General features: G+C 67.8%; 17 protein-coding genes. 7 read left to right on the forward strand and 10 right to left on the reverse strand.

The features are described from left to right. Window positions 1-102 precede the first annotated feature (102 nt). Complete coding sequence (locus tag FV560_RS04190) at window positions 103-1,191, reverse strand: stage II sporulation protein M (RefSeq protein ID WP_338049690.1); 1,089 nt, start codon at window positions 1,189-1,191, stop codon at window positions 103-105. Window positions 1,192-1,342: 151 nt separating this feature from the next. Here FV560_RS04190 and FV560_RS04195 point away from each other — a divergent pair, with 151 nt between their 5' ends. After that, on the forward strand, window positions 1,343-2,155 hold the full coding sequence (locus FV560_RS04195; protein WP_235019917.1) for an RDD family protein: 813 nt from the start codon (window positions 1,343-1,345) through the stop codon (window positions 2,153-2,155). A gap of 196 nt (window positions 2,156-2,351) precedes the next feature. Here the strand turns inward: FV560_RS04195 and FV560_RS04200 are convergent, their stop codons facing one another. Continuing rightward, window positions 2,352-6,812, reverse strand: coding sequence for a DUF7507 domain-containing protein (locus tag FV560_RS04200; protein WP_159619703.1), 4,461 nt, complete (start codon window positions 6,810-6,812; stop codon window positions 2,352-2,354). 183 nt (window positions 6,813-6,995) lie between these two features. Continuing rightward, the gene (locus FV560_RS04205) at window positions 6,996-7,916 is read right to left on the reverse strand and encodes a hypothetical protein (protein WP_159619705.1); all 921 of its coding nucleotides are present in this window, start codon (window positions 7,914-7,916) and stop codon (window positions 6,996-6,998) included. Between the two features lie 236 nt (window positions 7,917-8,152). Between FV560_RS04205 and FV560_RS04210 the strand changes: the two genes are divergently transcribed. Then, window positions 8,153-9,244 carry an acyltransferase family protein gene (locus FV560_RS04210; protein WP_159619707.1) on the forward strand — a complete coding sequence of 364 codons (1,092 nt, stop codon included), beginning with the start codon at window positions 8,153-8,155 and terminating at the stop codon, window positions 9,242-9,244. A gap of 143 nt (window positions 9,245-9,387) precedes the next feature. After that, entirely contained in the window at window positions 9,388-10,245 is an 858-nt protein-coding gene (locus FV560_RS04215) for a type IV toxin-antitoxin system AbiEi family antitoxin domain-containing protein (RefSeq protein WP_159619709.1), read from the forward strand. 65 nt (window positions 10,246-10,310) lie between these two features. Here the strand turns inward: FV560_RS04215 and FV560_RS04220 are convergent, their stop codons facing one another. The 7 genes from FV560_RS04220 to FV560_RS04250 form a co-directional block, all read right to left on the reverse strand. Further along, on the reverse strand, window positions 10,311-11,069 hold the full coding sequence (locus FV560_RS04220) for an iron ABC transporter ATP-binding protein (RefSeq protein ID WP_159619711.1): 759 nt from the start codon (window positions 11,067-11,069) through the stop codon (window positions 10,311-10,313). Further along, window positions 11,066-12,097 (reverse strand): iron chelate uptake ABC transporter family permease subunit, encoded by a 1,032-nt coding sequence (locus tag FV560_RS04225; protein WP_235019918.1) that lies wholly within the window; start codon window positions 12,095-12,097, stop codon window positions 11,066-11,068. Before FV560_RS04225 ends, FV560_RS04220 begins: the two co-directional genes overlap by 4 nt. 85 nt (window positions 12,098-12,182) lie before the next feature. Further along, window positions 12,183-13,193: an ABC transporter permease gene (locus FV560_RS04230; protein ID WP_159619715.1), complete on the reverse strand. Its 1,011-nt coding sequence runs from the start codon at window positions 13,191-13,193 to the stop codon at window positions 12,183-12,185. Window positions 13,194-13,232: 39 nt separating this feature from the next. Beyond that, window positions 13,233-14,243 carry a siderophore ABC transporter substrate-binding protein gene (locus FV560_RS04235; protein WP_159619717.1) on the reverse strand — a complete coding sequence of 337 codons (1,011 nt, stop codon included), beginning with the start codon at window positions 14,241-14,243 and terminating at the stop codon, window positions 13,233-13,235. Between the two features lie 338 nt (window positions 14,244-14,581). After that, window positions 14,582-15,889 carry a Na+/H+ antiporter NhaA gene (gene nhaA / locus FV560_RS04240; protein WP_235019919.1) on the reverse strand — a complete coding sequence of 436 codons (1,308 nt, stop codon included), beginning with the start codon at window positions 15,887-15,889 and terminating at the stop codon, window positions 14,582-14,584. A gap of 38 nt (window positions 15,890-15,927) precedes the next feature. Further along, window positions 15,928-17,403: an adenosylhomocysteinase gene (gene ahcY, locus FV560_RS04245; protein WP_159619719.1), complete on the reverse strand. Its 1,476-nt coding sequence runs from the start codon at window positions 17,401-17,403 to the stop codon at window positions 15,928-15,930. A gap of 127 nt (window positions 17,404-17,530) precedes the next feature. Further along, the gene (locus tag FV560_RS04250) at window positions 17,531-18,580 is read right to left on the reverse strand and encodes a LacI family DNA-binding transcriptional regulator (RefSeq protein WP_235019920.1); all 1,050 of its coding nucleotides are present in this window, start codon (window positions 18,578-18,580) and stop codon (window positions 17,531-17,533) included. Window positions 18,581-18,719: 139 nt separating this feature from the next. On the opposite strand from FV560_RS04250, the gene FV560_RS04255 reads away from it, so the two are divergent. The 4 genes from FV560_RS04255 to FV560_RS04270 all read left to right on the forward strand — a co-directional run bounded on the left by FV560_RS04255 (window position 18,720) and on the right by FV560_RS04270 (window position 24,650). Then, window positions 18,720-20,780: a beta-galactosidase gene (locus FV560_RS04255; RefSeq protein WP_159619721.1), complete on the forward strand. Its 2,061-nt coding sequence runs from the start codon at window positions 18,720-18,722 to the stop codon at window positions 20,778-20,780. 40 nt (window positions 20,781-20,820) lie between these two features. After that, window positions 20,821-22,074, forward strand: coding sequence for a sugar ABC transporter substrate-binding protein (locus FV560_RS04260; RefSeq protein ID WP_159619723.1), 1,254 nt, complete (start codon window positions 20,821-20,823; stop codon window positions 22,072-22,074). Between the two features lie 93 nt (window positions 22,075-22,167). Continuing rightward, window positions 22,168-23,760, forward strand: coding sequence for an ABC transporter permease subunit (locus FV560_RS04265; RefSeq protein WP_159619725.1), 1,593 nt, complete (start codon window positions 22,168-22,170; stop codon window positions 23,758-23,760). A gap of 2 nt (window positions 23,761-23,762) precedes the next feature. Beyond that, window positions 23,763-24,650, forward strand: coding sequence for a sugar ABC transporter permease (locus FV560_RS04270; RefSeq protein WP_159619727.1), 888 nt, complete (start codon window positions 23,763-23,765; stop codon window positions 24,648-24,650). Window positions 24,651-24,779: the final 129 nt, after the last annotated feature.

Genomic DNA, 24,779 nt, shown 5'->3' on the forward strand with positions numbered 1-24,779 from the left:
TCAGGCTGTCACCGACCGGGCACACCCGGCCGAACGATCACCTGTAAGAGGCGGTGGGACCGTCGACGATGACGCAGTTGTGCCGACGAGTTTTCGAGGTGATCAGTCGGCCATCGCGACGGTGTCTTCGGCATGCTCGGCCCGCACATCACCGGTCTCGCCGTCCCGCACGGCGCGACGGCCGAGGACGATCGTGTAGAGCCAGTAGGCAGCCAGCACCAGGGCTCCGATGGTGATCTTCACCCCGGTGGGCAGGCTCGACGGCGTCACGAATCCTTCGACGAGCCCACTCACCCCGAGCACGACCACCAGGCCGATGGCCACAGTGAAGACAGACCGGCCCTCTTCCGCGAGCGCGCGCGATCGGGTGCGTGGTCCCGCGAAGGCCCAGGCGCCGAACAGCCTCAGACCGGCGCCGGCGGCGATGAAGATCGCCGAGAGCTCCATCAGCCCGTGCGGCAGGATCAGCCCGAAGAACACATCGAGGTAGCCGTGCTCAGCCATGACAGCTCCCGCCATCCCGACCCCGACCGCGTTCTGCACCAGGACGAACACCGGGAAGACGCCCGTGATGCCGCCGGCGATGCACTGAGCGGCGATCCAGGCATTGTTGGTCCACACCTGGGCGGCGAAGTCCGGAGCGGGGTAGTTGGAGTAGTAGGCCGCGAACGCCTGCTCTGCATACTGCTCGCGCTGGCTGGGAGTTCCCATCTGCGCGAGCAGCTCAGGGTCGGCTGTGGCCCGCATACCGGCGACGATGGCGATCGCGCAGAAGAACACCATCGCGGCCACCGTCAGCCATCGTGCCCGGTAGAACGCAGCCGGCAGGGAGATGACGACGAACCGGGTGATGTCGCTCCAGGCTGGCTCGTGGGCCCCGGCGACGACGCCACGCGCACGGGCCAGCAGCCCGCTCAAGCGCGCGATGATCTCCGGATCGGGCGCGCTGGTGCGCACCTGGGAGAGGTGGGTGGCCGTGAGCCGGTACAGCTGGATCAGCTCGTCGGCCTCGGCACCGGTGCGCTGACGCGCGCGCGTCAGCTGGTCAAGCCGATCCCACCGCGCGGCATTGACCGCGACGAACGCATCCAGGTCCACACCAGCTAATCTGCCATAGATGAACCCTTCGGTGACGCCACCCGCTCCCCCGGCGCCTGACGTAGTGGCTACGGCGGCGAACCCGTACGCCACGTCGGCCTCGCGAAGCGCACCGCCGGGAACCTCCGCTGCCAGGTCCGGTGCTGCTGGCCCTGGCGCGCACGGGGCCACGACCCGGGGCGGCTCTGTCCGCAGCTCTCACGCTGCTGATGGCACCAATGCTCCCTCGGACCCATTTCGTCCGGTGGGACTGCCGACGGATCTGATCGTCACCGGGGAGGCTGTGGCGCTCGAGGCACGCCCGGCGATGTTGCTGAGCCGGGTCGGGTCAGGGTTGATCGACCTGGCTGTGCAGGGACTCGGCGGCGTACTGGTGCTCATCATCGGGTTCTCGTTGGCCTCCAACGATGCCCAGTTCGCCGTCGCATCGATCCTCGCCCTTGTCACGGCCATGGTGGCCATCCCGACGGCGGTGGAGACCATCACACGCGGGCTGTCGGCTGGCAAGGTGGCCACCGGGATCAGGATCGTGCGTGACGACGGCGGTCCCGTGCGCTTCCGGCAGGCGTTCGTGCGAGCGCTGACCGGGGCGATCGAGATCTGGGTCTCGGTCGGGTCGCTCGCGATCATCACTTCGCTGGTGAACTCGCGCGGGAAGCGCCTCGGGGATCTCCTTGCCGGGACCTACGCCGTGCGCAGCCGCGCTGGCACCGGCATGCGCGCCCCGCTGCTCATGCCGCCGGATCTGGCCGCCTGGGCGGAGCGCGCCGACATCCGCCGCCTGCCACCCGGACCGGCCCTGCACGCCCGGATCTTCCTCTCCCGCACCAACGCGATGCGACCCCAGGCTCGGCAACAGGCAGCACACGCTCTAGCAGCCGCCATCGAGCCCTATGTCGCACCGCCGCCCCCGTGGGGTACCCACCCCGAACGGTTCCTCGCGGCCGTTCTGGTGGCTCGGCGAGACCGGGAGTACGCCACCGCCATGCGCAGGCAGGCTGCCGAGCACGAGGCGGCCGAACAGATGCGCCACCTGCCGTTCGGGGTGGCTGACTAAGCCACCGACCGGAGTCACGTGGGTGCGTTCTTGGACAGTTTCGGAGGATCTGGACTCCGCGGCGGGATCCGCACACGAGTGGTGGAACACCACACCCGAATGCCGGCCAGTACGCGCGAGACGGACGCCCGTCCTCCCCGCACTCTTCCGGTGCGGGGAGGACGGGCCGTCATTCAACCCTGGCTAGCCGCAGAGGCTATTCGCGGGCCCGCGCCCTGATCATCAGCGCAGTACCGATGAGCAGCAGCAACCCGGTCAGTGCCAAGGGCAACACCGGTGCAGCACCGGTATTGGGCAGCGCGTCCCCATCGTCAGGCTCGGCCGGGCCGCTCGGAGCGTCCGGCACCGTGACGTCCACACTCGCCTCGTCCTCCGCGGCGATGGCGGGCATGTCGGGATCGACAGGGTGAGCGACCGTCGCGACTGCGACGTTCTCGTATCCTTCGGTCACGTTCTCCTGCGTGATGACACGGGTGTCGCTCTCACCGGCGCCGAGGGCATCGATCTCGTAGGTGAGGTCGAGAGCCTCATCGGTGACCTGCACTCCTGTGAGGTCACTGTTGCCGGTGTTGGTGACAGTGATCTGCCAGTAGGCCGACTCCCCGGAGACGAGGGTGACACCCTCGGCCCAAGGACCGTCCTCGGTAGCCGACACCTGCTTGACCACATCGAGGCCCGGCTCGACGCCGTAGTACCACGAGGAGTCGGTGCCGGTCAGCTCCTCGCCGAGCGCACTGGTCGCGGCCACCCTGACGGTGTTCTCGTACTGGCCCGCCTCGGCGGTACCGGTAGCCGTCAGTTCGACCGACTCACCCGGTGCAAGCACCGGGATCGTCTCGCTGAACACCTCCGCACCCGAGCCGTCCACGTCGGAGACACTCACATCCTCCAGCTCGAACGAGTCGCTGGTGTTGGTCACCGTGTAGGTCCAGGTGACCTCGCTGCCCGGAACCACCCGGACACCGGGGGCCTGCTCGACATCCTCACCGTTGGTCGTCTTGACGACGGTCAGCCCGTTGTCACCGGCCAGGTACCAGGATGAATCGCTGGCCGTATACCTGGCGTCGTCCAGGATCTCTCCGGACTCGTCGACGACCACCATCGTTGCTGTCACGGTGTTCTCGTACTGACCCGCCACCGCGACATCCGTCGCCGTGAACGTGCGCGACTCATCTGGAGCCAAGGGGCCGGACGCGGTCGAGGACGGGGTCAAGGTGCCCTCGGTGCCGTCACCGGCGACGAAAGCGTCCTCGATGTCGTCGACGTCGAGATAGGTGTTGCCGGTGTTCGTCACCTCGTAGGTCCAGACAACGTCCGAACCGGTAGCCACGAGAGCACCCGGTGCAGCCCCGTACATCATTCCGTTGGTCGTCTTCACCACCTCGGCAGCCGGTGCGCCACCGAAGTACCAGGAGGTGTCGGTCGCAGTGAGGTCCTCACCACCGAGCGGATCGGTAGCCGTGGCAGTCACCGTGTTCTCGTACTGCCCCTCCACCGCGACACCGCTGGCCGTGAGCTCAACGGACTCGCCCGCAGCCAAGGTGGCGATCGTGTCGAAGTAGACCTCAGCACCGTCGGCGTCCACGTCAACCACGGACACATCCGTCAGGGCGAGGGTCTCGCTGGTGTTGGTCACCGTGTACGTCCAGGTCACATCGTCACCGGAAAGTGCGAAGACGCCCGGCGCTTCGTCGACGTCCTCACCATTCGTCGTCTTCACAACCGTGAGGCCCGTCTGATCTGCCAAATACCAGGAGTCGTCCGAGACCGGGTCTACCGCGGGGGCGTTCGCCAGCGGCTCGTCGGCTTCGTCCACGACGACTGGAGACACGGTGACGGTGTTCTCGTACTGACCCGCCACAGCGACATCAGACGCCGTGAACGTGCGCGAATCTCCCGGAGCCAGCGGATCCGAGTCAGCCGAGGTCGGGACCAGCGTGCCGGTGGAGCCATCACCTGCGGTGTAGGCATCGGCGATGTTCGACACATCCAGGTAGGTGTTCCCTGTGTTGGTCACCTCGTACTCCCACACCACGTCCGCACCCGTCTCGACCAGTGCACCAGGGGCGGCGTCATACTCGGTGCCGTTGGTGGTCTTCACCACCTCCGCCGATGGGTCGGCCGGAGCGAACAGCGTCGCATCGTTCGATGTGCCCGTCACTGTGCTACCTGCGTAGGTGGCGCTGAACGTCGCGGCGTTGACCCACTCGTCGAGCGCGACGGCCTCGCCATCGAGCTGAATCGGCACCACCAACTCCACCGAGTCACCAGAGGCAAGTTGATCGACCGACACACGGAACGCCGTCGCATCAGTGAAGTCGGTCGACCACGTACCATCGGCGGCGCTGGTCGCGTCCGTGGAGTACTCCGCGACCGAACCTGCCGGCGCTCCGAACACTTCGCCGTCGAGCACCGCTGCGACACCATCGACCGCCGGGAGCAGGTCGAAGATGACCAGATCCGTCACCGTCTCCGGCAGGAAGTTCGTCATCGTCACCCGGTACGCTCCCGTACCGTCCGCAGCGAGTTCGCTGCGCACACCAAAGGCCTCGCCATCGGCACTGGCTTCCTTACCGGTCGCCAGCGCACCCGCCGTCACCGCAGCCGAGATGTCCTCAGCGAACACGATCTCGTCCAGCGGGGAGAACTCGAACACATCGTCCGCGAGTCCCGCGTCGCCCATCGGGAGATTCTCGTAGTCCGGGTGATCGACGTGACCCCAGGCCTCCACGTCCAGACCCTCACCGTAGGCGGCCAGGGTTACCTCGACAGGGATGTCGTAGCAGGAATGCTCGCGGTCCGCGTCATAGATGTCCAGGGAGTCGAGCTGATCGAGGGTGATGGTGACCACCTCGCGCAGGTTTCCGTCGTCGGTGACTGTGGACGTCGTCACGGTCGCACCATCTCCGATCGGCGACGCCGTCGCGTTCGCCGCGCTCACGCCGGTGTCGGCGTCGTAGGTGACGCCCACCGGGAGCACCGCCTCCAGCGTCGCGTTCGGGTAGTCCCGCACCGAATCCAGGTTCCAGATGCACACCTGGTAGGTCGCCGCTCCCCCGATCGCCACGGAGTTCGGAGCGTCCACCGAGACGTTGACCGGCACGGCCTCAAGGATCGTCTGGGTCGCGGTCGACTCGTCCGAGAGCGGCTCGCCGTCCTCGAACTCGGCACTCTGGATGGCCGTGTTCGTGAACGTGAGCGGGCCATCACCCAGATCACCGGTGTACGTCGGCACACCACGCATCTGTACCCGCAGGCTGCCGCTGCTGATCGGGTTCCCTGCATCCGGAGAGAGTTGCAACCGCCATCCGGTCACATACTCACCCTCGGGCACCGCGTTCGAGCTCGTGGTGCTGAATTGGTAGTCGGCCGTGGTGCCCACACTGCTGGTGTTCTGCTCGCCGGCGCCGGACTCGATCCACGTGCCCGGGTCAGCGGACGTCGTGTACTCGAGTACGAATGGCACATCTTGGATCTGCATCGCGGTGTCGAGGATGACGCGGAGCCTGTAGATGCGGTTGGCTTCGTACCAGGCCGCATTGTCACCCGTCGCGGACGAGTCCTCGATGGTCCAGAACTCCAACGGATCCGCCGACTCGAAGTTCGCGGACACGTTGTAGATGCCCCTGTTGTTCTCGATTTCGCCGTTGCTGACCGTCCGATCCGCGGGGCTCTTGGAGATCCCGAACGACGTGCCCGGCCCGAAGTCGGTGATCGGGTCACCGGTCGCGCTGGCGTCCGGGAAGTCGTCGTGGGCGGTACCGTCGGCGTCGGCGACGGCGAGCTCGACCGTATTGGTCGGCGGCGTCTCCGGCGGATCCTGCGCCGGGAATGCGGCTTCGGGGTAGGACACGACCAGGTAGCCGGCGTTGGTGCCGCCGCGTCGGATGTTGCGTTCATCGGTCCAGGTGGCGGTGATGCCGGTGGCCGCGTCGCCCGCGAACGTCCACGTTCCAACGCCCCCGTCGGAAGCGACGATCTCCGCACCGACCGGGAGCTCATCGGTCAACACCGGGTCCGATCCGACGAAGTTCGAGTCGGCACCCCTCACCTGGAAGCTGTACGTCACCTGACGACCATTCGTCGCAGGCGTGGTGTCCGCACTCTTCGTGGGGTAAAAGTCGAATGTTCCCGTCACCGACGTCCGCACAGAGTCGGTCGGCGTGTCGCCAGAAGGCGTCGAACTACCCGTGACCGTCGCTTCGAGGACGGTGTCGGGTGTGTAGGTGGAGATGTCGTCCTGGGTGACCGCAACTGTAAAGGACGTCACGGAATCCTCGATGTCCTTCATCACCAGGGAGACGATGCCGGTGGCGGGGTCGAAACTGTACGACTCCACCGGCGAACCAGCACCCGTGGGAATGACGTCGACACCGATGCCCTCGGGCAGCTGGATCTCCATCGTGATATCGGTGGCAGGTGTACCGGGGCTCGCCTCCGGCAGATTCATCGTCACGGCGTACTCGTACGGATCCGTGACCGCGACATCGGTGGGGCCGTCGATCGAGACGGTGTAGTCACCGGGGGCGGCATATGCGGCCGGCACGCCGACCACGCCCAGCACCAGAACGACACCCGATGCCACGATCGCTGCTGCCAACCTTCTCAGAGACCGCCACGGCGGGCTCCACTCCTCGCGCCTGGTTTGCCTACTCATGTTTGCCTCTCCTTCGAACTGCCCTGGTGGTCGTGCTGTGTGGTGGTCTTCGGGTGCGCCTCTGCTTGCCCGGCAGCCTCGCCGGGGCCGTGCGCCACAGTCATCCCGTCGAGCGACGGCGAGATTACGGTTGCTCGCCTTCACACCGTCAGATCGAGCGTGAAGATGTGCCCTGGCGGCCCGCTAGTGCGGAATGCACAGGTCGTCCTCGTCTCCCATCTCCCAGCGCAGTCCCAGTACGCCCGGACCGAAGTCGCGGCGTGCCTGATGCACCGAGGTTGTACCAAGAGGCAATTGCTTGTCGGCCACCGAGCTCCGGCCCTCGTGTTCCTCGTACTCACCGATCCATACGGGAAGAGACTCCGGGCTGAACCGGGTCCAGATCACCAGGTCCCGCACGGACCTGGTGAGGTGGTAGTCGACTGTCTGCCCCGTCGGGAAGCCAGCGGGAACGTCAACGTCGAGTTCGACCATGGTGGTCTCCCCCGCGTTGAGCGGGCGCTCAAGCTCGATCACCACGCCGTAGACCATTCCGCTGGGATGGAGGCACTGCCGCCCGAGGGATCCGCCGGCGACGATGTCAACCGCTGGTGCCTGCGTCGCCGGTTCGACCGAGAGCAGCAGCCCCGGGAGTCTGCTCACGGCTGGCGCGACTGCCTGGTACAGCCACCGGGATGAACGACGGACGACGCATCCATCAGTTCCGACATCGTTGACCACGTTCGCGGAAAGCTGCCTCGCATCCCCGAACCCGCCTCCCAATGCCGCCAACGTCTCCTCGATCTGCACACGCCCGTCCTGCTCCCACACGGGGACCCGGGCGGGCGACACGGCGCCGAGACGGGTGGGCGGCCTCACCAACGAGGTGAGTTGCCCCGCCCGGAGACCGAGCAGATCCTCAATCTCGGTGACGGCCTCGACGGACCGCGGACCAGAGGGCCTGCGCGCTCCCGATCGCCACGAGCTCAGTGTCGCGAGCGCCATCGGGATCCCTCGTTCGGTCATGCTGGTGACCAAGGACGTGAGGGTGAGACCACTGTTGTCAACCGCGGCACCGAAGGCGCGGGCGAATGTATTATCACTCTCGGTGCGACCAGCCGACATGTCCCTCCCTCCTCGTTCATGTCCTCACACATGCAGCCAATGTGGCGTTTGTCACCTGTATGAGCCGCGCCGCCGGAAACGCATCACGCACACTGGGATGTGATCTGCAACACATTCCCGTGGCGATGGGCCCTCGCATTCCCAGCACGGCCCGGTGAAAGTGAGGCTGCGGGACGTCGCAGGGCTCGTCGGGAAGACTGAGTCCTCCACGCAGGAGATCGCAGGAGACAGGACCGATGAGCCCGATCGCCACAGCTGCCTCGCCGCCCCGGCTCACCTGGGTCGATGTCGCCAAGGCAGTCGCGATCATCCTCGTCGTGCACTACCACGTGAGCGTGGCCGGTGCCGGTCAGTTGCTCCCCGGGTCTTCCAGCAGCCTGGTCTCGTGGTGGAGCGATGTCAGCAGGGCCCTCATCCCCGTACGGATGCCGCTGTTCTTCCTTGCCTCGGGACTCCTGGCGAGCAACGCGATCGAGCGCCCGTGGCGGCGGCTGTGGCGACCCCGGGTCGGGAATCTGCTCTGGCCGTTCCTGTTGTGGAGCGTGCTGTTCGCCGTCCTCTGCGCCCCGCGATACGACCCCGAGGATCCGGGGCGGTACATGCGCTCGAACCTGGAGGCGATCGGTTTCGGTGGTACTGCCTACTGGTTCCTCTCGGTGCTGGTGGTCTTCTTCCTCACGGCCCGGCTGCTGCGGCGGTTCCGTTACGTCCTGCTGCTGGTCGGTGTGGCTCTGGTGGCGATCGCGCCGCTGGTCTCGTCGTTCCTGGTCAACGCCTTGGACACTCCCCAAGCACTGGCGTCGAACATCTCACGCGTGTGCTACTTCGCGGTGTGGTACTTCGTCGGGTGCTTCGGTCGGCCGGCGGTCGAGCGGATCGCGACCGGCGCCACCTGGCTGACCGCCGCCGCGGCCGGCGGGATCTACGTCGGCTTCGCCTGGGCGATCGACGTCGGCGGTATCGCGGACAGCATCACGCCGCTGCTGATCCTGGCGATGAACGTGCTCGGCCTGGTCACCGCGTGTCAGCTGGCTTTCCTCACCGCCAAGTCGGGAGCCGTCCAGCGAGTGAGCCGCTACCTCGCGGGCCGCACTCTGGCGATCTATGTACTCCACCCGGTCCTGCTCAGTGGTCTGATCCTGCTGCTCCGCCGGGACGACGGCACGACCGTGCTCCCACTGGCCAGCCCGGCGGTCGATGCCCTACTGTTCCCGGTGGTCACCGCGATGCTGGTGGTGGCCTCGACGGCCCTGTACGACCTCAGTCAGAAGCTCGGCGCTCGGTGGCTCTTCGCCCTGCCTGGCGACCGTGCACCGGACCGCACCTGAGAGAGCCGCTGACCGGATCGACACGGCTGCGTCGGTCTGCGGCAGAATCATTCCGCACGCCACGCGCCTGTGTCGGTCCGACTATCCACAGCCCCCTCCTGACCCACCGACGCTCGATCCTCCTGCTCGCCAGGCTGACCCGCATGACCACCTCACACTCAGTGGATGTCGGCATCTACTCCCGGGAACAGTTGCGCGAGCGCGGCATCGACCGGCGACGGCTCAGGCACCTCCTCGATCACGGGCGGCTGCTGCACATCGCCCGGGGCTGGTACGCCCGGCCGGACGCCGACACAGCAGCAGTCGCTGCGCTCCGCTCGGGTACCCGCCTGACGTGCCTCGCGGCGGCCAGGCTCCACGGCCTATGGCTGCCGGAACGGTCTGGCGAGCACGTCTACGCCCGGCGTGGGGACGTCCCGGCTGGTTGGGTACCGCACGGGCCGCGACTGGATGCCTGGCCCGAGCCCAATCCGGTCGCCAGTCTGCCGTTGTGTCTGGACCATGCCGCGCGATGCCTGAGCCCGGAAAGCGCCGCGATCCTGTTCGAGTCGGCACTCACTCGGGCAAAGCTCACCACCACCGAGTCGAGCCTGGCCCTCGCAGCACTGCCCCTGCGGATCTCGTCCGCGATCGGCACCGTCACGCCGCTGAGCCAGTCCGGCTCGGAGACGAGGGTGGCGCGGTGGTTGCGGGGCCGGGGAGTACGCATCCGGCAACAGGTGTCAATCCGGGGCATCGGCACCGTGGACATCCTGGTGGGTGGCCGCTGGATCATCGAGGTCGACAGCCAGGCGCACCACACCTCACCCAAGGACTACGAGAACGACCGGCGCCGGGACATGAGGGCCCGCCTCCTGGGATACGAGGTGACGCGCCTCAGCTATGACCAGGTCTGGCAATGGTGGGCGCAGACGCAGGATGACCTGGCAGACATCCTCGCCTCGCGCAGGCACCTACGGCTGCCACGGGCCCTGCGTCACCGTCCGCGGGGTCGACACTGATGCGTGGGGCGGCGCACTGGTGTGCCCCGCCCCACGCATCTGTGTCGATCCGGTCAGCACACGCCCTACCCCGCCGTGAGCGCCACCAGCCGACCGTCGATCTCGCGGACATCCACCGGCAGGTCGTAGACGGACTCCAGCACCTCCGGATCCATCACCTCAGCGGCCGGCCCGTCACAGACCACGCGCCCGTCGCGCATCGCCACGATCCGGTCGCAGTACCGGGCAGCGACATTGATGTCGTGCAGCACCACCACGATCCGCTTGCCGAGCTCGTCGGCCATGCGCCGCAGCAGCCGCATGATCTCCACCGCATGGCGAAGGTCGAGGTTGTTCAGCGGCTCGTCCAGCAGCACGTAGCGGGTGTCCTGGGCGAGCACCATGGCCACGAACGCGCGCTGCCGCTGGCCACCGGAGAGCTGGTCGAGGTAGCGGGCACGGTAGGGCTGCAGGTCCAGGTAGTCCAGGGCCTGCTCCACGTGCTCACGGTCTTCGGTGGTCATTCGCCCGCGCGAGTGGGGGAAGCGGCCGAACTCCACCAGGTCCGCCACGGTGAGCCGGGCGGCGATGTGGTTGTCCTGGCGCAGCACCGCCAGCCGGGTGGCCAGCGTGCGCGAGGGTGCCGTGGCGACGTCGAGGTCGTCGACGAGCACGCGCCCCTCCTCGGGCTGGAGTAGCCGCCCGATCACCGAGAACAGCGTGGACTTGCCGGCACCGTTGGGGCCGATGAGCGCCGTCACGCCCTCCTCACCGAAGCTCAACGAGACCTGATCGAGCACGGTCGTGGAGCCATAGCGCTTGGTGGCGCCGTCGAGCACGATCATCGTGCCCCCTTTCGCAGCACGAGGTAGAGGAAGAACAGGCCGCCGGTGAACTCGATGATCATCGCCAGCGCACCCCCGAAGCCGAACACCCGCTCCAGCACCAGCTGCCCGCCCACGAGGCACACCATGCCGAGCCCGACGGCGGCCGGCAGCGTGAAGCGGTGCCGGAACGAGCCCACATAGGAGTAGGCGAGGTTGGACACGATCAGCCCGAAGAACAGGATCGGGCCGACCATGGACGTGGAGGCAGCCACCATCACCGAGACGATGGCGAACAGCCCCATCACCACGCGCCGATGGTCCACGCCCAATCCCACTGCCATCGACTCACCGAGCGTGAGTACGTCCAGGATCCGCAGCAGCGGAATCAGCGCGACCACCCCGGCCACCACCAGCCCGCCGGTGAGCATCAGCAGCGTCTCGTCGGGGCGGCTCAGTGAGGCGAACATCGCATCGGTGACCACCTGGAAGTCGAGCGGGTCGAGCATCCGTTGCATCCACTCCGCGAGCGCCCGCAGGAAGGTGCCGAGCACGATGCCCACCAGGAGCATCAGGTGCAGCGAGCGCCGTTTCCCGCCGAACAGCCACGTGAACAGCAGCACGCTGAAGGCCACCATCACCACCAGTTGCACGAACCACAGCGTGAGCGTGTCGGCGTTGAGGAAGGCCGCGGAGCCACCGAAGAACACCATCGCGGTGGCCACGAGCCCGTAGAACGCGTCGAATCCCATGATGGAGGGCGTGAGGATGCGGTTGGCTGTGATCGTGTGGAACACGACCGTCGAGATTCCCACCGCGGTCGACACCACGAGCATGGCCAGCACGGTCATCCCACGGATCGTGACGGCGAAGGCGAGCGATCCGGGCACGTCGGTCAGCAGGTAGCAGGCCACCAGGATCACGACGGCGCAGCCCAGGACCGTCAGCCGGGCACCAGGGCTGTGCCACAGCCGCCGGAGTCCATGTGGTTCCGGGGCGAGCTCGGTCCCGTTCTGCGTGGAGTGAGCAGCATCGGGGGGCACAGACACCAGAGGCTGGGTACGATCGCGGGCTCTCATAGCCTCGGTGCTCCTGGCACCGCTGCCAGGACCAGTGCTGCGAGCCGTCGTCGGATCAGTGAGCACGAGACCCCTTCCGTAGCAGCAGCCAGAGGAAGATCCCGGCGCCGACGATGCCGACGATCACCGAGAGCGGGATCTCGTACGGGAATCGCACCACCCGGGCCAGGATGTCGCAGGCGAGGATGAAGACCGCACCCAGGCCGGCCACCCACGGGATCGCCCGGCGCACGTTGTCGCCGATGATGAGGCTGACGACATTCGGTACGACCAGGCCCAGGAACGGCACAATCCCGGCGGTGGCCAGCACTGTGGCGGTGATGACCGCGATGATGACCATTCCGATGGCCATGACGCGCCGGCAGTTCAGCCCGAGGTTGGTGGCGAAGTCCTCACCGAGCCCGATCACGGAGAACCGGTCGGCCGCCACCCAGGCCACGATGACCATGGCTCCGGCGAGCCAGAGCAGCTCGTAGCGCCCGGCCATCACCGAGGCGAAACTGCCCTGGGACCACTGGCCCAGGGACTGCAGCAGGTCCATCCGGTACGCGATGAAGGTGGTGAAGGCGCCCACCACTCCCCCGAGCATGATGCCCACGAGCGGCACCAACACCAGCTGTCGCACAGGGACGGCCTTGATCACCTGCAGGAACACCCAGGTGCCGGCCAGCCCGAACACCGCGGCCACGGCTGCCTTGCCCACCACCGGCAACGCGGGGGCGAGCACGATGCAGCCGAGCATGCCGAGCGTCGCGAACTCGGTGACCCCGGTGGTGCTGGGTTCGACGAACCTGTTGCGCACCATCATCTGCATGATCAGGCCGGCGATCCCGAGCGAGGCACCGACCAGCAGCACCGCCACCGTGCGCGGGATGCGGCTGACCAGCAGTAGGAATGCCGCATGGGAGTCAGCGTCCGCACGCACCAGGGAAGCGGGTGTGACATCGGAGACGCCGATGAACACGCTCGTCACCGTGAGCACCAGCAGCGCTATCCCGACGACGACGCCCACCCCGGTCCGCGAGGTGCGGGCCGGGGTGGGCGCGTGGTTGGTCACGGCGGTCATCGCTGGCCCTGCCGAAACTGGTCCGGTGTCATCGGGGAACTACAGAGCGGCGGAGATGTCGTCGATCATCACCTGCGTGGTGTCCAGGCCGCCGTAGACGATGTACCAGGCGACGGGGTTGAGGTAGTGGATCTGCTCGTTCTGCGCAGCCACGGTCTCGTTGATGATGTCGTTGTCGAGCACCTCCGCAGCGGCCTGCGCGTCCTCGGTACCGATGGCCTGGTCGCGATCGATCACGAACAGGTGGTCGGGGTTCTGCTCGAGCACGAACTCGAAGGAGACAGGCTCACCGTGGGTAGCACCCTGGATGTCCTCGATCACGGGCTGCACGCCGAAGACGTCATACATGATTCCACTGCGGTAGGTGAAGCCACCTTCGGTGCCACCACTGGCGGCGAGCGCGCTGAGGCTGCCCCCGGAGACCATCAGCCCCAGGCCGGTGCCGAGCTCGGCAGTCTGAGCGCGCACGTCCTCGATCTGGGAGTTGAGGCTCTCGACAGCCTCGTCAGCCTGGTCCTCAGCACCGAGCACCTGGCCGAGGAACTCGGTGTTGCGCTCCAGGGTCTCGAGGTAGGTGCCGGCCGGGCTCAGGTCCACTGTCGGGGCGATCTCGTTGAGGTCCTCCCACAGGGCGGAGGAGCGGCCGGAGACGAGGATGAGGTCGGGCTGCTGGGCCTCGATCTCCACCAGGTCCGCCTCGAACAGGGTGCCGGCGTTGAAGGCGTCCTCGGCCAGGTAGCCGCTGAGGTAGTCGGGCACGTTGTCCAGCGGCGCGCCGGCGATCTCGCCGCCGAGTGCACCCACGGTGTCGAGGCTCGCGATGTCGAAGGCGACGATCGTCTCCGGGTTCACTGGCGCCTCGACGCTGGTCTCCTCGTACTGCGGATCCTCGTCCTCGCCGGCAGTGTTCCGGTCCCAGGTGAAGGTGACGGTCTCGGTCGATTCCTCGCCCTCGGATCCGGAGGCGGTATCGGGACCGCCGCACGCGGCCACGGCGAGCGAGGTTGCCGCCGCGATCGAGACGAGGGCCACAGGGCGCTTCACAGACATGGTGATTCTCCTCAGCTGGGGTTCGGACGCACTCGTATCCGAGCGCTCGAGGTGTGGGCCGAGCATCTGCCGCAGCGACGCGCCCCAGGGCCCATGAGGGCCGATCCCACCTCGTTGTTAGCCGAGCCTAACCTAGCAAAGGGAAGCCTTACCTCATTCGCGGCCGAGAGTGATTGAGATCACGAACGCGCCGATCCGCCGACCGGCTTCGGCCGCTAGCCCACCCAGAAATCCCTCGTCGATCTGGCGGGCCGCTTCATGGTGTCCACGCGCCATGTCACGGTCGATTCGAGCGTGCGCACCCTCGCCAGCCGTACCCTGCCCTGGGGCGGAACCTCTTACTCGGAGTTCTCGTCCTCGTCGACGAAACCATGACTCCCCCGCAGCCGGTGAACCCGGCCCCGCCACGCGAGAATGGCGCAGCCCACGAGCGCCGCGAGGATCGAGGCCGAGAGCACCGCGAGCTTGGCGTGCTCGTCCCGCGGATGCCCGACGCCGAACGCGAGCTCGGCCACCAGCAGGGAGACGGTGAACCCGATCCCGGCCAGGGCCCCGACGCCGAGTACGTCGGTCCATCCCAACCCGGGGGCAAGGTTGGCGTGCCGGGTGCGCGAGATCAGCCAGGTGGCCGCGACAATCCCGACCGGTTTGCCGAGCACGAGCCCGAGCGCCACCCCGGCAGCGACCGGATCGGCGATCGCTTCGCTCAGGACGCTCGGGTCCACCGACACCCCGGCAGTGAAGAGCGCGAAGACTGGCACCACCACGCCGGAGGAGATCGGGCGCCACAGGTGTTCGAAGTACTCGGCCACGGAGGCGTCCCGGGAGAGCTGACGCGGCAGCCGGTCCGCGACCTTCCCCCGCAGCGGCACAGCCGGGGCGACCATCCCGAGCGCGACGCCTGCGATCGTGGCGTGGATGCCGGAGGCGTGCATCGTCAGCCAGGCGAGGATCGCGAGCGGGATGAGCAGGTACCAGGCGGTGATTCCTCGCCGCACCAGCAGCGCGAACGCGGTCACGCAGGCCGCGGCGGCGAGCAACCAGGCGAGGGTGAGGCCGTCGCTGTAGGCGATGGCGATCACGATGATCGCCAGCAGGTCGTCCACCACGGCCAGAGTGAGCAGGAACGCACGCAGTGAGGCGGGCAACCACTTGCCCACCAGCGCCAGCACGGCCACGGCGAAGGCGATGTCGGTGGCCGTGGGAATCGCCCAGCCGTGCGGGGCGCCGTCGGCGGCCGGGAGGTTGATCGCCAGGTAGATCAGGGCGGGCACGGCCATCCCGCCCACGGCTGCTGCCACGGGGACGATCGCCGTCGAGAATCTGCGCAACTCACCGGTGACGATCTCCCGCTTGAGCTCCACCCCGACCACGAAGAAGAACACGGCCAGCAGGCCGTCCGCCGCCCACTCCCCCACGGTGAGATCCAGGTGCAGTGCCTCGATCGCGAGCGGGGTGTCGCGGATGGTGGTGTAGGAGTCCTGCCAGGGTGAGTTGGCCCAGATCAGGGCGAGCACGGCCCCGACGACGAGGAGCACCCCTCCCATCGACTCACCGCGGAGGGTGTCGGCCATGTTCCGCAGGCCGCCGGCGGAGAGCCGGCCGAAGAGCGGTTCAACCAGGGGTGAGTCGTGCTTGTCGTTCACATCCGTCTCCCCGGCTCGCCCGCTGGCCGTCGTCGCTGTCAGTACCGGTAGTGCTCGGACTTGTAGGGGCCGGCGACGTCGACGTCGATGTACTCGGCCTGCTCCTTGGTCAGCTCGGTCAGCTCCACACCGAGGGCGTCCAGGTGGAGGCGGGCGACCTTCTCATCGAGCACCTTCGGCAGGCGGTGCACGTCCAGGTCGTACTCGGCATTCGGATCGTGCAGCTCGATCTGGGCGATCACCTGGTTGGCGAAGGAGTTGCTCATCACGAAGGACGGGTGGCCGGTGGCGTTGCCGAGGTTCAGCAACCGGCCCTCGGAGAGCACGATGATCGACTTCTCCTCCTGGCCCTCATCGGCCGGAATGACCCACTCGTGCACCTGCGGCTTGATCTCCTCACGCCGCACCCCGGGCACCCGGGCCAGGCCCGCGATGTCGATCTCGTTGTCGAAGTGGCCGATATTGCCGACCACGGCCTTGTCCTTCATCCCGACCAGGTGACGGTGCGTGATGACGTTGACGTTGCCGGTGGTGGTGATGAAGAAGTCACCGGAGTCGAGGACGGACTCCAGCCGTGCCACCTGGTAACCGTCCATCGCGGCCTGCAGCGCGCAGATCGGGTCGACTTCGGTGACGACCACCCGGGCACCCTGCCCGCGCAGCGCCTCAGCCGCTCCCTTGCCGACGTCGCCGTACCCACACACCACGGCAACCTTGCCGCCGATGAGGATGTCGGTGGCACGGTTGATGCCGTCAGGCAGGGAGTGGCGGATGCCGTAGCGGTTGTCGAACTTGGACTTGGTGACCGAGTCGTTGACGTTGATCGCCGGGAACAGCAGCTCCCCGGCAGCGGCGAGCTGGTAGAGCCGGTGCACGCCGGTGGTGGTCTCCTCGCTGACGCCGCGGATCCCGGCGGCGATGCGGGTCCACCGCTGGGGGTCGGCGGCGAGGGAGCGGCGCAGGACACCTCGGAAGACGAGCAGTTCGTCGGAGTACCCCTGCTCGCCGGGTTCGGGGTCGGCGGGGATTGCCCCGGTCTGCTCGAACCGGCGCCCCTCGTGCACGAGCATGGTGGCGTCGCCGCCGTCGTCGAGGATGAGGTTGGGGCCCTCCTCGGGCCACAGCAGGATCTGCTCGGTGCAGTCCCAGTACTCGGCCAGGCTCTCGCCCTTCCATGCGAAGACGGGCACGCCCTGCGGATCCTCCGGGCTCCCATGCGGGCCGACCACCACGGCAGCGGCGGCCTCGTCCTGGGTGGAGAAGATATTGCAGCTGGCCCAGCGCACCTGGGCGCCGAGAGCGGTGAGGGTTTCGATCAGGACGGCGGTCTGCACGGTCATGTGCAGCGAGCCGGCGATCCGGGCTCCCCGCAGCGGCTGGGACTCGCCGTACTCCTCCCGCAGTGCCATCAGACCGGGCATCTCGTGCTCGGCGAGACGGATCTGGTGGCGGCCGGCGGCGGCGAGGGAGAGGTCGCGCACCTTGTAGCGACCGGGGAGCTCGGAGAACGTCATGGAGCCAGGGTATCGGCCCGTCCGGGCCCCTCGTCCGCGCTGCGATCCGGCCGCGGCGGAGTCACCCATGCTCGCGGACCGAGTGCCCGCCCGCCGGCACCACCACCACGCCGAGGCAGCGCTCACCTCAGGAACTGCCCCGCACCACCAGGGTCGCGGGCATGGTCACCGACCTGATCGCCCCACCGGCGATGATGTCCAGCAGCAGGGCGACCATCTGCGCGCTGATCTGGTCGAAGGGCTGGTGCATGGTGGTCAGCGTCGGATCGAGACTCGTGGCCAGGGCCGAGTCGTCGAAGCCCCCGACGGCGACGTCCTCGGGAATGCGGCGCCCGGCCCGGCGTAGCGCGGCGATCGCCCCGGCCGCCATCGCGTCGGAGGCGGCGAAGACTGCGTCGATGTCGCCGACGCGCCCCAGCAACTCGGTCATCGCCACCGTCCCGGATTCGTAGCTCCAGTCGCCGCTGGCCACCAGGACCTGGTCGAAGTCCGCGCCGAGCTCGTCGCGGTAGCCCTGCAGCCGGTATCGGCCACCGGGCTGATCCTCGGGGCCGGTGATCATGGCGATCCGGCGGCAACCCCGGCTGCGCAGGTGCGCGACCATCTCGCGCGCCCCACCGACTTCGTCCACCGAGACGGAGGCGACCCGGTCGGTGCGTCCCAGCGGCAACCCGCACGAGACGACCGGGATCTCGTGCTCGAGCAGCAGGTCCACCAACGGATCGTTCTCGTGGGAGGAGATCAGCATCGCGCCGTCCACGTGACCGCCGGACATGTAGGTCACCGCGTTCAGACGCTCCTCGGGTGATCCGGCCACCAGCAGGTTCAACGTCATCTGATGACCGGCCAGCGCTTCGGCGGCGCCACGCAGCAGCGGTGCGTAGGTCGGGTCGACGAACAACCGGTCCTGCGGTTCGGCGAGCAGGAACGCCAGCGCATTCGCACGTCCGGTGACCAACGAGCGGGCGTGCTGGTTCGTGCGGTACCCGGTGCGCCGGATCGCCCGCTCCACCGAGTCGCGAGCATCGGGTGAGACCCACTTCCCACCGTTGAGATAGCGCGAGACCGTCCCGCGGGACACCCCCGCGGTGGCGGCGACGTCCTTGATCGTGGGGCGACGACGCGTGGCTTCAGCCCCGCCGCTGCCACCTCGCTCGTCGCCTCCATCGATGTGCACGATCACAGCGTGCCAGAACGGCAGGGGAACACCAACTCAGCGAAAGGTTGACAAACAGGACTGTGCACGTTCACAGTTTGGGTGCCGGCTCACCACCGATGGGGGCCGAGGTCTTGTCCCAGCTGCTCGACGGAGTGCGATGTTGAACGACTCATGGCCCCTGCCTCACGCCATTGCCTACGGGGGCGATTACAACCCCGAGCAGTGGCCACGCGAGGTGTGGGACGACGATGTCGCCCTGATGCGTCAGGCGGGCGTCAACCTCGTCAGCGTCGGCATCTTCTCCTGGGCACTCCTCGAACCCGAGGAGGGGGTCTTCGACTTCGGGTGGCTCGACGAGTTGCTGGACCTGCTGCACGCGAACGGCATCGCCGTCGATCTGGCCACCCCGAGCGTCTCCCCGCCCGCCTGGTTCTTCGCCGCCTACCCGCAGGCGCAGGTGCGCAACGCCGACGGCGTCACGATGGGTTTCGGCTCCCGCGGTATGGCCTCGCACGCCTCACCGGAGTATCGGGCGGCGATTGTCCGGGTGGCCGATGCGCTGGCCCGCCGCTACGGGCAGCACCCCGCCGTGGTGCTCTGGCACGTGCACAACGAGTACGGCGTCCCGGTCGGTGAGGACTTCTCCGAACAGTCGGTCCGATCCTGGCGCCAGTGGCTGCAGCAGCGTTACGGCACACTCGCGGCCCTGAACGAGGCCTGGGGCACCGCCTTCTGGGGGCAGTGGTACCACCACTGGGAGCACGTGGTGGCACCGGCCACCACACCCACCACGATCAACCCCGCCATGAAGCTCGACTGGGCCCGGTTCACCGACGACCAGCTCCGGGAGTGCTTCCGGCTGGAGCGCGATGCGATCCGCGCCCACGCACCGCAGCCGATCACCACGAACTTCATGGCGCATCAGTCGTGGAACACCGATCTGTGGAAGTGGGCCCAGGAGGTCGACATCGTCTCCGACGATCACTACCTGTGGTCACCGGACCCGGAGGCGCACGTGGCCCTCGCCCTCTCCGCGGATCTGACCCGCTCGGTGGCCGGTGGCCGCCCATGGATCCTGATGGAGCACTCGACCTCCGCCGTCAACTGGCAGGGACGCAACATCGCCAAGGAGCCCGGCGAGATGCAGCGCAATGCGCTGACCCATGTGGGCCGCGGCGCGGACGCGATCATGTTCTTCCAGTGGCGCGCCTCCCGGTCGGGTGCGGAGAAGTTCCACTCCGCGATGCTCCCCCACGCCGGGCCCTCCAGCCGGGTGTTCCGGGAGGTGACCGAACTCGGATCCCAACTCAAGCAGCTGGGCGAGCTGCAGGACTCACGCGTACGGGCTGAGGTGGCGGTGCTCTACGACTGGGAGTCGCTGTGGGCGCAAGACCTGCAGTGGCGCCCCTCGGACGACCTGCAGTTCCGGGAGCGGATGCGCACCTTCTACGAGCGGCTGTGGCGTGACGGTGTGCCGGTGGACTTCGCCCACCCGGGCGATGACCTCTCCGGCTACCGGCTCGTGGTCGCCCCCGCCTCCTACCTGCTCACCACCGCGGACGCCGCGAACCTGACCTCCTACGTCCGCACCGGCGGCACCCTGCTGGTCTCCTGCTTCGCCGCGGCCGTGGACTCCCACGACGCGGTGCACGCCGGTGGGTTCGGTGCCCCGCTCGCCGACGCGCTCGGCGTGCGGGTGGAGGAGTACCGGCCGCTGCGCGCCGGGTCCACCTGCACCGTCGCTTTCGGCGAGCACACGCTCGAGGCCGATGTGTGGACCGAGGACCTCGTGCTCGATGGTGCCGAGGTACTCGGCCGCTATGGCAGCCCGGCCAAGGGCGGAGCCACCGCAGGTGCCCCCGCCATCACCCGCCATCGGGCCGGCGAAGGCACGGGCTGGTACGTGAGCACCCGGCTCGGCCTCGACGCCCTCGCCCCGGTGCTGGAGGCGGTCTACGCCGACGCCGGGATCGTGCCGGCCGACCACCCGGAGGGTGTGGAGCTGATGACCCGCCACGGGCAGAACCACGACTACGTCATCGCTGTGAACCACCGCGACGAGGAGGTCACCGTGGCCATGGACGGCACGAACATCCTCACCGGTGACCGCCTCGGAGGCGAGCTGAGACTCTCCGCCGGAAGGGTCGCCGTCGTGCGCACCGTGGCCAGCCTCCGCGTACCAACCCCAGACCACCCTCAGCTGATCTCAACGCAGTGATCACCCGGCACCAGATGTGCCATGTCAGGAAGGACAGTTCATGCGCAAGCAATTCGGGCTCGGAGTGAGCCTGGCCGCATCGGTCGCACTGCTCGCGGCCTGCGGCGGCGGTAGCGATCCGGCCGAGACGGCCACCACAGCCGAGACCACCGGCGGAGGCGCTGATGGCGCCGAGTTGGTCGTGTGGTCCGACGCCGAGCGGGCCGAGGCGATCGAGAGCGCCGCCGGTCAGTTCGAGGAGGACACCGGCGCCACGGTGACGGTGGTGCAGAAGAACTTCGAGGACCTGCGGGCCGACTTCCTCGCCCAGGTGCCCACGGGTGAGGGACCGGACATCACGGTCGGCGCGCACGACTGGCTGGGCGAGTTCGTCGAGTCCGGGGTGGTCGACACGGTCGATCTCGGCGACCGGGCCGGGGCGTTCGAGCAGGTGACCCTGGACGCCTTCACCTACGAGGGCCAGCTGTACGCGATGCCGTACGCGCAGGAGTCGGTCGCGCTCATCCAGAACACCGAGCTGGTTGGCGAGGAGGCACCGGCCACCTGGGACGAGATGATCCAGATGGCCACGGACGCCGGTTTCGAGGAGCGCCCGTTCATCCTCTACACCAACGGGCCCGAGGGTGACATGTACACCTCGTACGCCTTCCAGACCTCATTCGGGGCGCCGGTCTTCACCCAGGATGATGCCGGCTCCTACACCAGCGAGATCGGCCTCGGCGGAGAGAACGGCCTCGCCTACGCCCAGTGGCTCTACGACAACGGATCGGCCGGCACCGGCTACTTCACCGACACGATCGACTACGACATCGGCAACGAGTTGTTCGCCACCGGCGAGTCGCCCTTCATCGTGCAGGGGCCGTGGGTGATCCCGACCTACACCGACGCCGGGATCGACGTGGCCGTGGGCCCGATCCCCGCCGCCGGGGGCGAGACCGCGTCGCCGTTCGTGGGTGTGCAGGGCTTCTACCTCTCGGCCCAGTCCGCCAACGCACTGCTGGCCACGGAGTTCCTCACCGGCTACATGGCATCCGACGACGCGCAGCAGGCACTCTACGAGGCCGATCCGCGGATCCCGGCGCTGACGGCGGTGGCCGAGTCCGCAGCTGACGATCCGATCATGGCGGGCTTCCTCGCCTCGGCGCAGAACGGCGTGCCGATGCCGAACATCCCGGAGATGGGCGCGGTGTGGGAGTTCTGGAACCCGGTGCAGATCGCACTGATCAATGGTGAGGACCCCGACACCGTCTGGCCGGAGATGGTCAGCAACATCGAGGGCGCGATCGCCGAGTAGCTCCACGCCCCTCGCCGGTGGGCGCCCACCCCACCGGCGAGGGCGGGGCCTTCATGAGGCCCGTCGAACGGATCGAGACAACAGGAGTCCCAGATGTCCGTCACGCATGAAGCCGGTACGCGGCCGGAGTCCCACGCCCGTACCTGGAGCGGCCCCGGCTGGGGGTTCATCGCCAAACTCGTGATCATGATGGTGATCAACGCCATCGGCGTGCTCGCCATCTTCTCCGCCTACAACGCCGGATCCTGGGTTGTCCTCGCGGTGCTGGTGGTGCTGCTGGCGGCCGCGGACTGGATCTACTTCTCCCGCCGGGCACTCCCGCTGAAGTACCTGTACCCGGGCCTGGTGTTCCTGGCCGTGTTCCAGATGTTCACCCTGCTCTACACCGGGTACGTGGCCTTCACCAACTACGGCACCGGGCACCTGGGGTCGATGGAGCAGGCGGCCGATGCCGCCCTCATCCAGGCCGAGCGCCGGGTGGAGGACTCCCCCACCTACCCGCTCGCCGTGGTCCGTGAGGATGGCGAGCTCGGTTTCGCGATCACCAATGACGGCGTGGTGAGCGTCGGCACGGCCGAGGACCCGCTCGAACCGGTCTCCGGCGCCGCGATCGATGATGCCGGCACGCCCGTGCAGGTGCCCGGGTGGGAGGTGGTGCCCCGGGCGGAGTTGTTCACCGACACAGCCCTGCAGGAGCGGGTGGTCGACCTGCGGGTGCCGGTCTCCGACGACGCCGCGGACGGTTCCATCCGCACCCGTGAGGGATCCAGCGGCGCGATCTACACCTCGAGCCTCACGTGGGACCCGGCCGCGCAGACCCTCACCGACACCGAGACCGGTGCGGTCTACTCCCCCGACGACCGCGGCAGTTTCGTCAGCCCTTCCGGGGACCGGCTGGCGGCCGGCTGGTATGTGCCGGTGGGCTTCGACAACTTCGTGCGGGCGTTCACCGACACCGCCTACGCCGGGCCACTGCTGCAGGTGACACTGTGGACGTTCGCGTTCGGGATCCTCACCGTGCTCACCAGTTTCGGCGTGGGTCTGCTGCTGGCGATGATCTACAACGATTCGCGGGTACGCGGGCAGAAGGTGCTGCGCACCGTGCTGATCCTGCCGTACGCATTCCCGGCGTTCATGTCGGCGCTGCTGTGGCGCGGGATGCTGAACTCCGAGTTCGGCGTGATCAACGAGTGGTTCTTCTTCGGCGCCGGTCTCGACTGGCTCAGTGATCCGTGGCTGGCGAAGTTCTCGATCCTGTGGGTCAACCTGTGGCTGAGTTACCCGTACTGGTTCCTGGTGACCACCGGGGCGTTGCAGGCGTTGCCCACGGATGTCACCGAGGCCGCACGCATTGATGGCGCCGGGCGGTGGCGGCAGTTCTCCTCGATCACTCTGCCGCTGCTGATGGTCTCCACCGCACCGCTGGCGATCGCCTCGTTCGCCTTCAACTTCAACAACTTCACGATCATCTTCATGCTCACCGGCGGTGGCCCGGCATTCCCCGGCGCCTCGGTGCCGCTGGGCGCCACCGACATCCTGATCTCGGCGATCTATCAGATCTCCGGCGTCGCCGGCGGGCGAGCCGACTACGGCCTGGCCAGCGCCCTGTCGATCATCGTGTTCATCGTCATCGGAATCATCTCGGCACTGGCGTTCCGCCAGACCCGCAAGCTCGAGGAGATCTAGCCATGACCGCCACCCCCACTCTCACGAAGTCCCAGGCCGCGAGCCGCCGCCGGCGCTGGCTCTCCGAGGTCGGCTGGAAGTACCCGGTCGCACTGATCGTGGTGTTCTACGCCGCCTTCCCGCTGGTGTACGCCCTCTCGGCATCACTGGATCGCAGTGGGTCCCTTTCGGGGTCGACCACGCTGTTCCGGAACGTCAGCCTCGACAACTACGCCGCGCTCGGCGACACCCTGTTCTGGACGTGGGTGGGCAACACCTTGCTCGTCGGCGGCAGCGCGGCGTTCGGGGCGGTGATGATGGGAGCGGCCGCCGCCTATGCGTTCTCGCGGTTCCGGTTCCGGGGGCGGCGTGCGTCCTTGACCACGCTGCTGATCGTCCAGATGTTCCCGCAGACGGTGGCCTTCGTGGCCGTGTTCCTGCTGCTGATCACCCTCGGCGAGGCGGTCCCCCTACTCGGGATCAACTCCAAGGTCGCCCTGATCTGCGTCTACCTCGGCGGAGCCCTGGGGGCGAACACGTTCCTGATGTACGGCTTCTTCAACACGATCCCGATCGAGATCGACGAGGCGGCCAGGATCGACGGTGCCTCGCACGCGCAGACGTACTGGCAGCTCATCATGCCGCTGGTGGTGCCGATCCTGGCGGTGGTGGGGCTGCTGGCATTCATTGCCGCCTTCGGGGATTTCATCCTCGCCAAGATCGTGCTCACCGGAGAAGGGAACTGGACGCTGGCGGTGGGGATGTACCAGTGGGTCTCCAACCAGCTCACCTCCCGCTGGGGCCTGTTCGCGGCCGGGGCGATGATCGCCTCGCTACCGGTGCTGGCGCTCTTCCTGTCGCTGCAGCGCTACATCGTGGGCGGCTTGTCCTCCGGTTCCGTCAAGGGCTGAGGTTCCCGACGGCGGAGGTCACCCTGCCCGTTTGCCTGCGGCCGGTCTGCGCTACGTCGCCAGCCCCGGCCTGCGGATCTGGCATCGAAGCCGGAACGGCATCAACGACAACAAGAATCAGAGAGGATC

Source organism: Ruania rhizosphaerae (assembly GCF_009805705.1).
Lineage (GTDB): Bacteria > Actinomycetota > Actinomycetes > Actinomycetales > Beutenbergiaceae > Ruania > Ruania rhizosphaerae.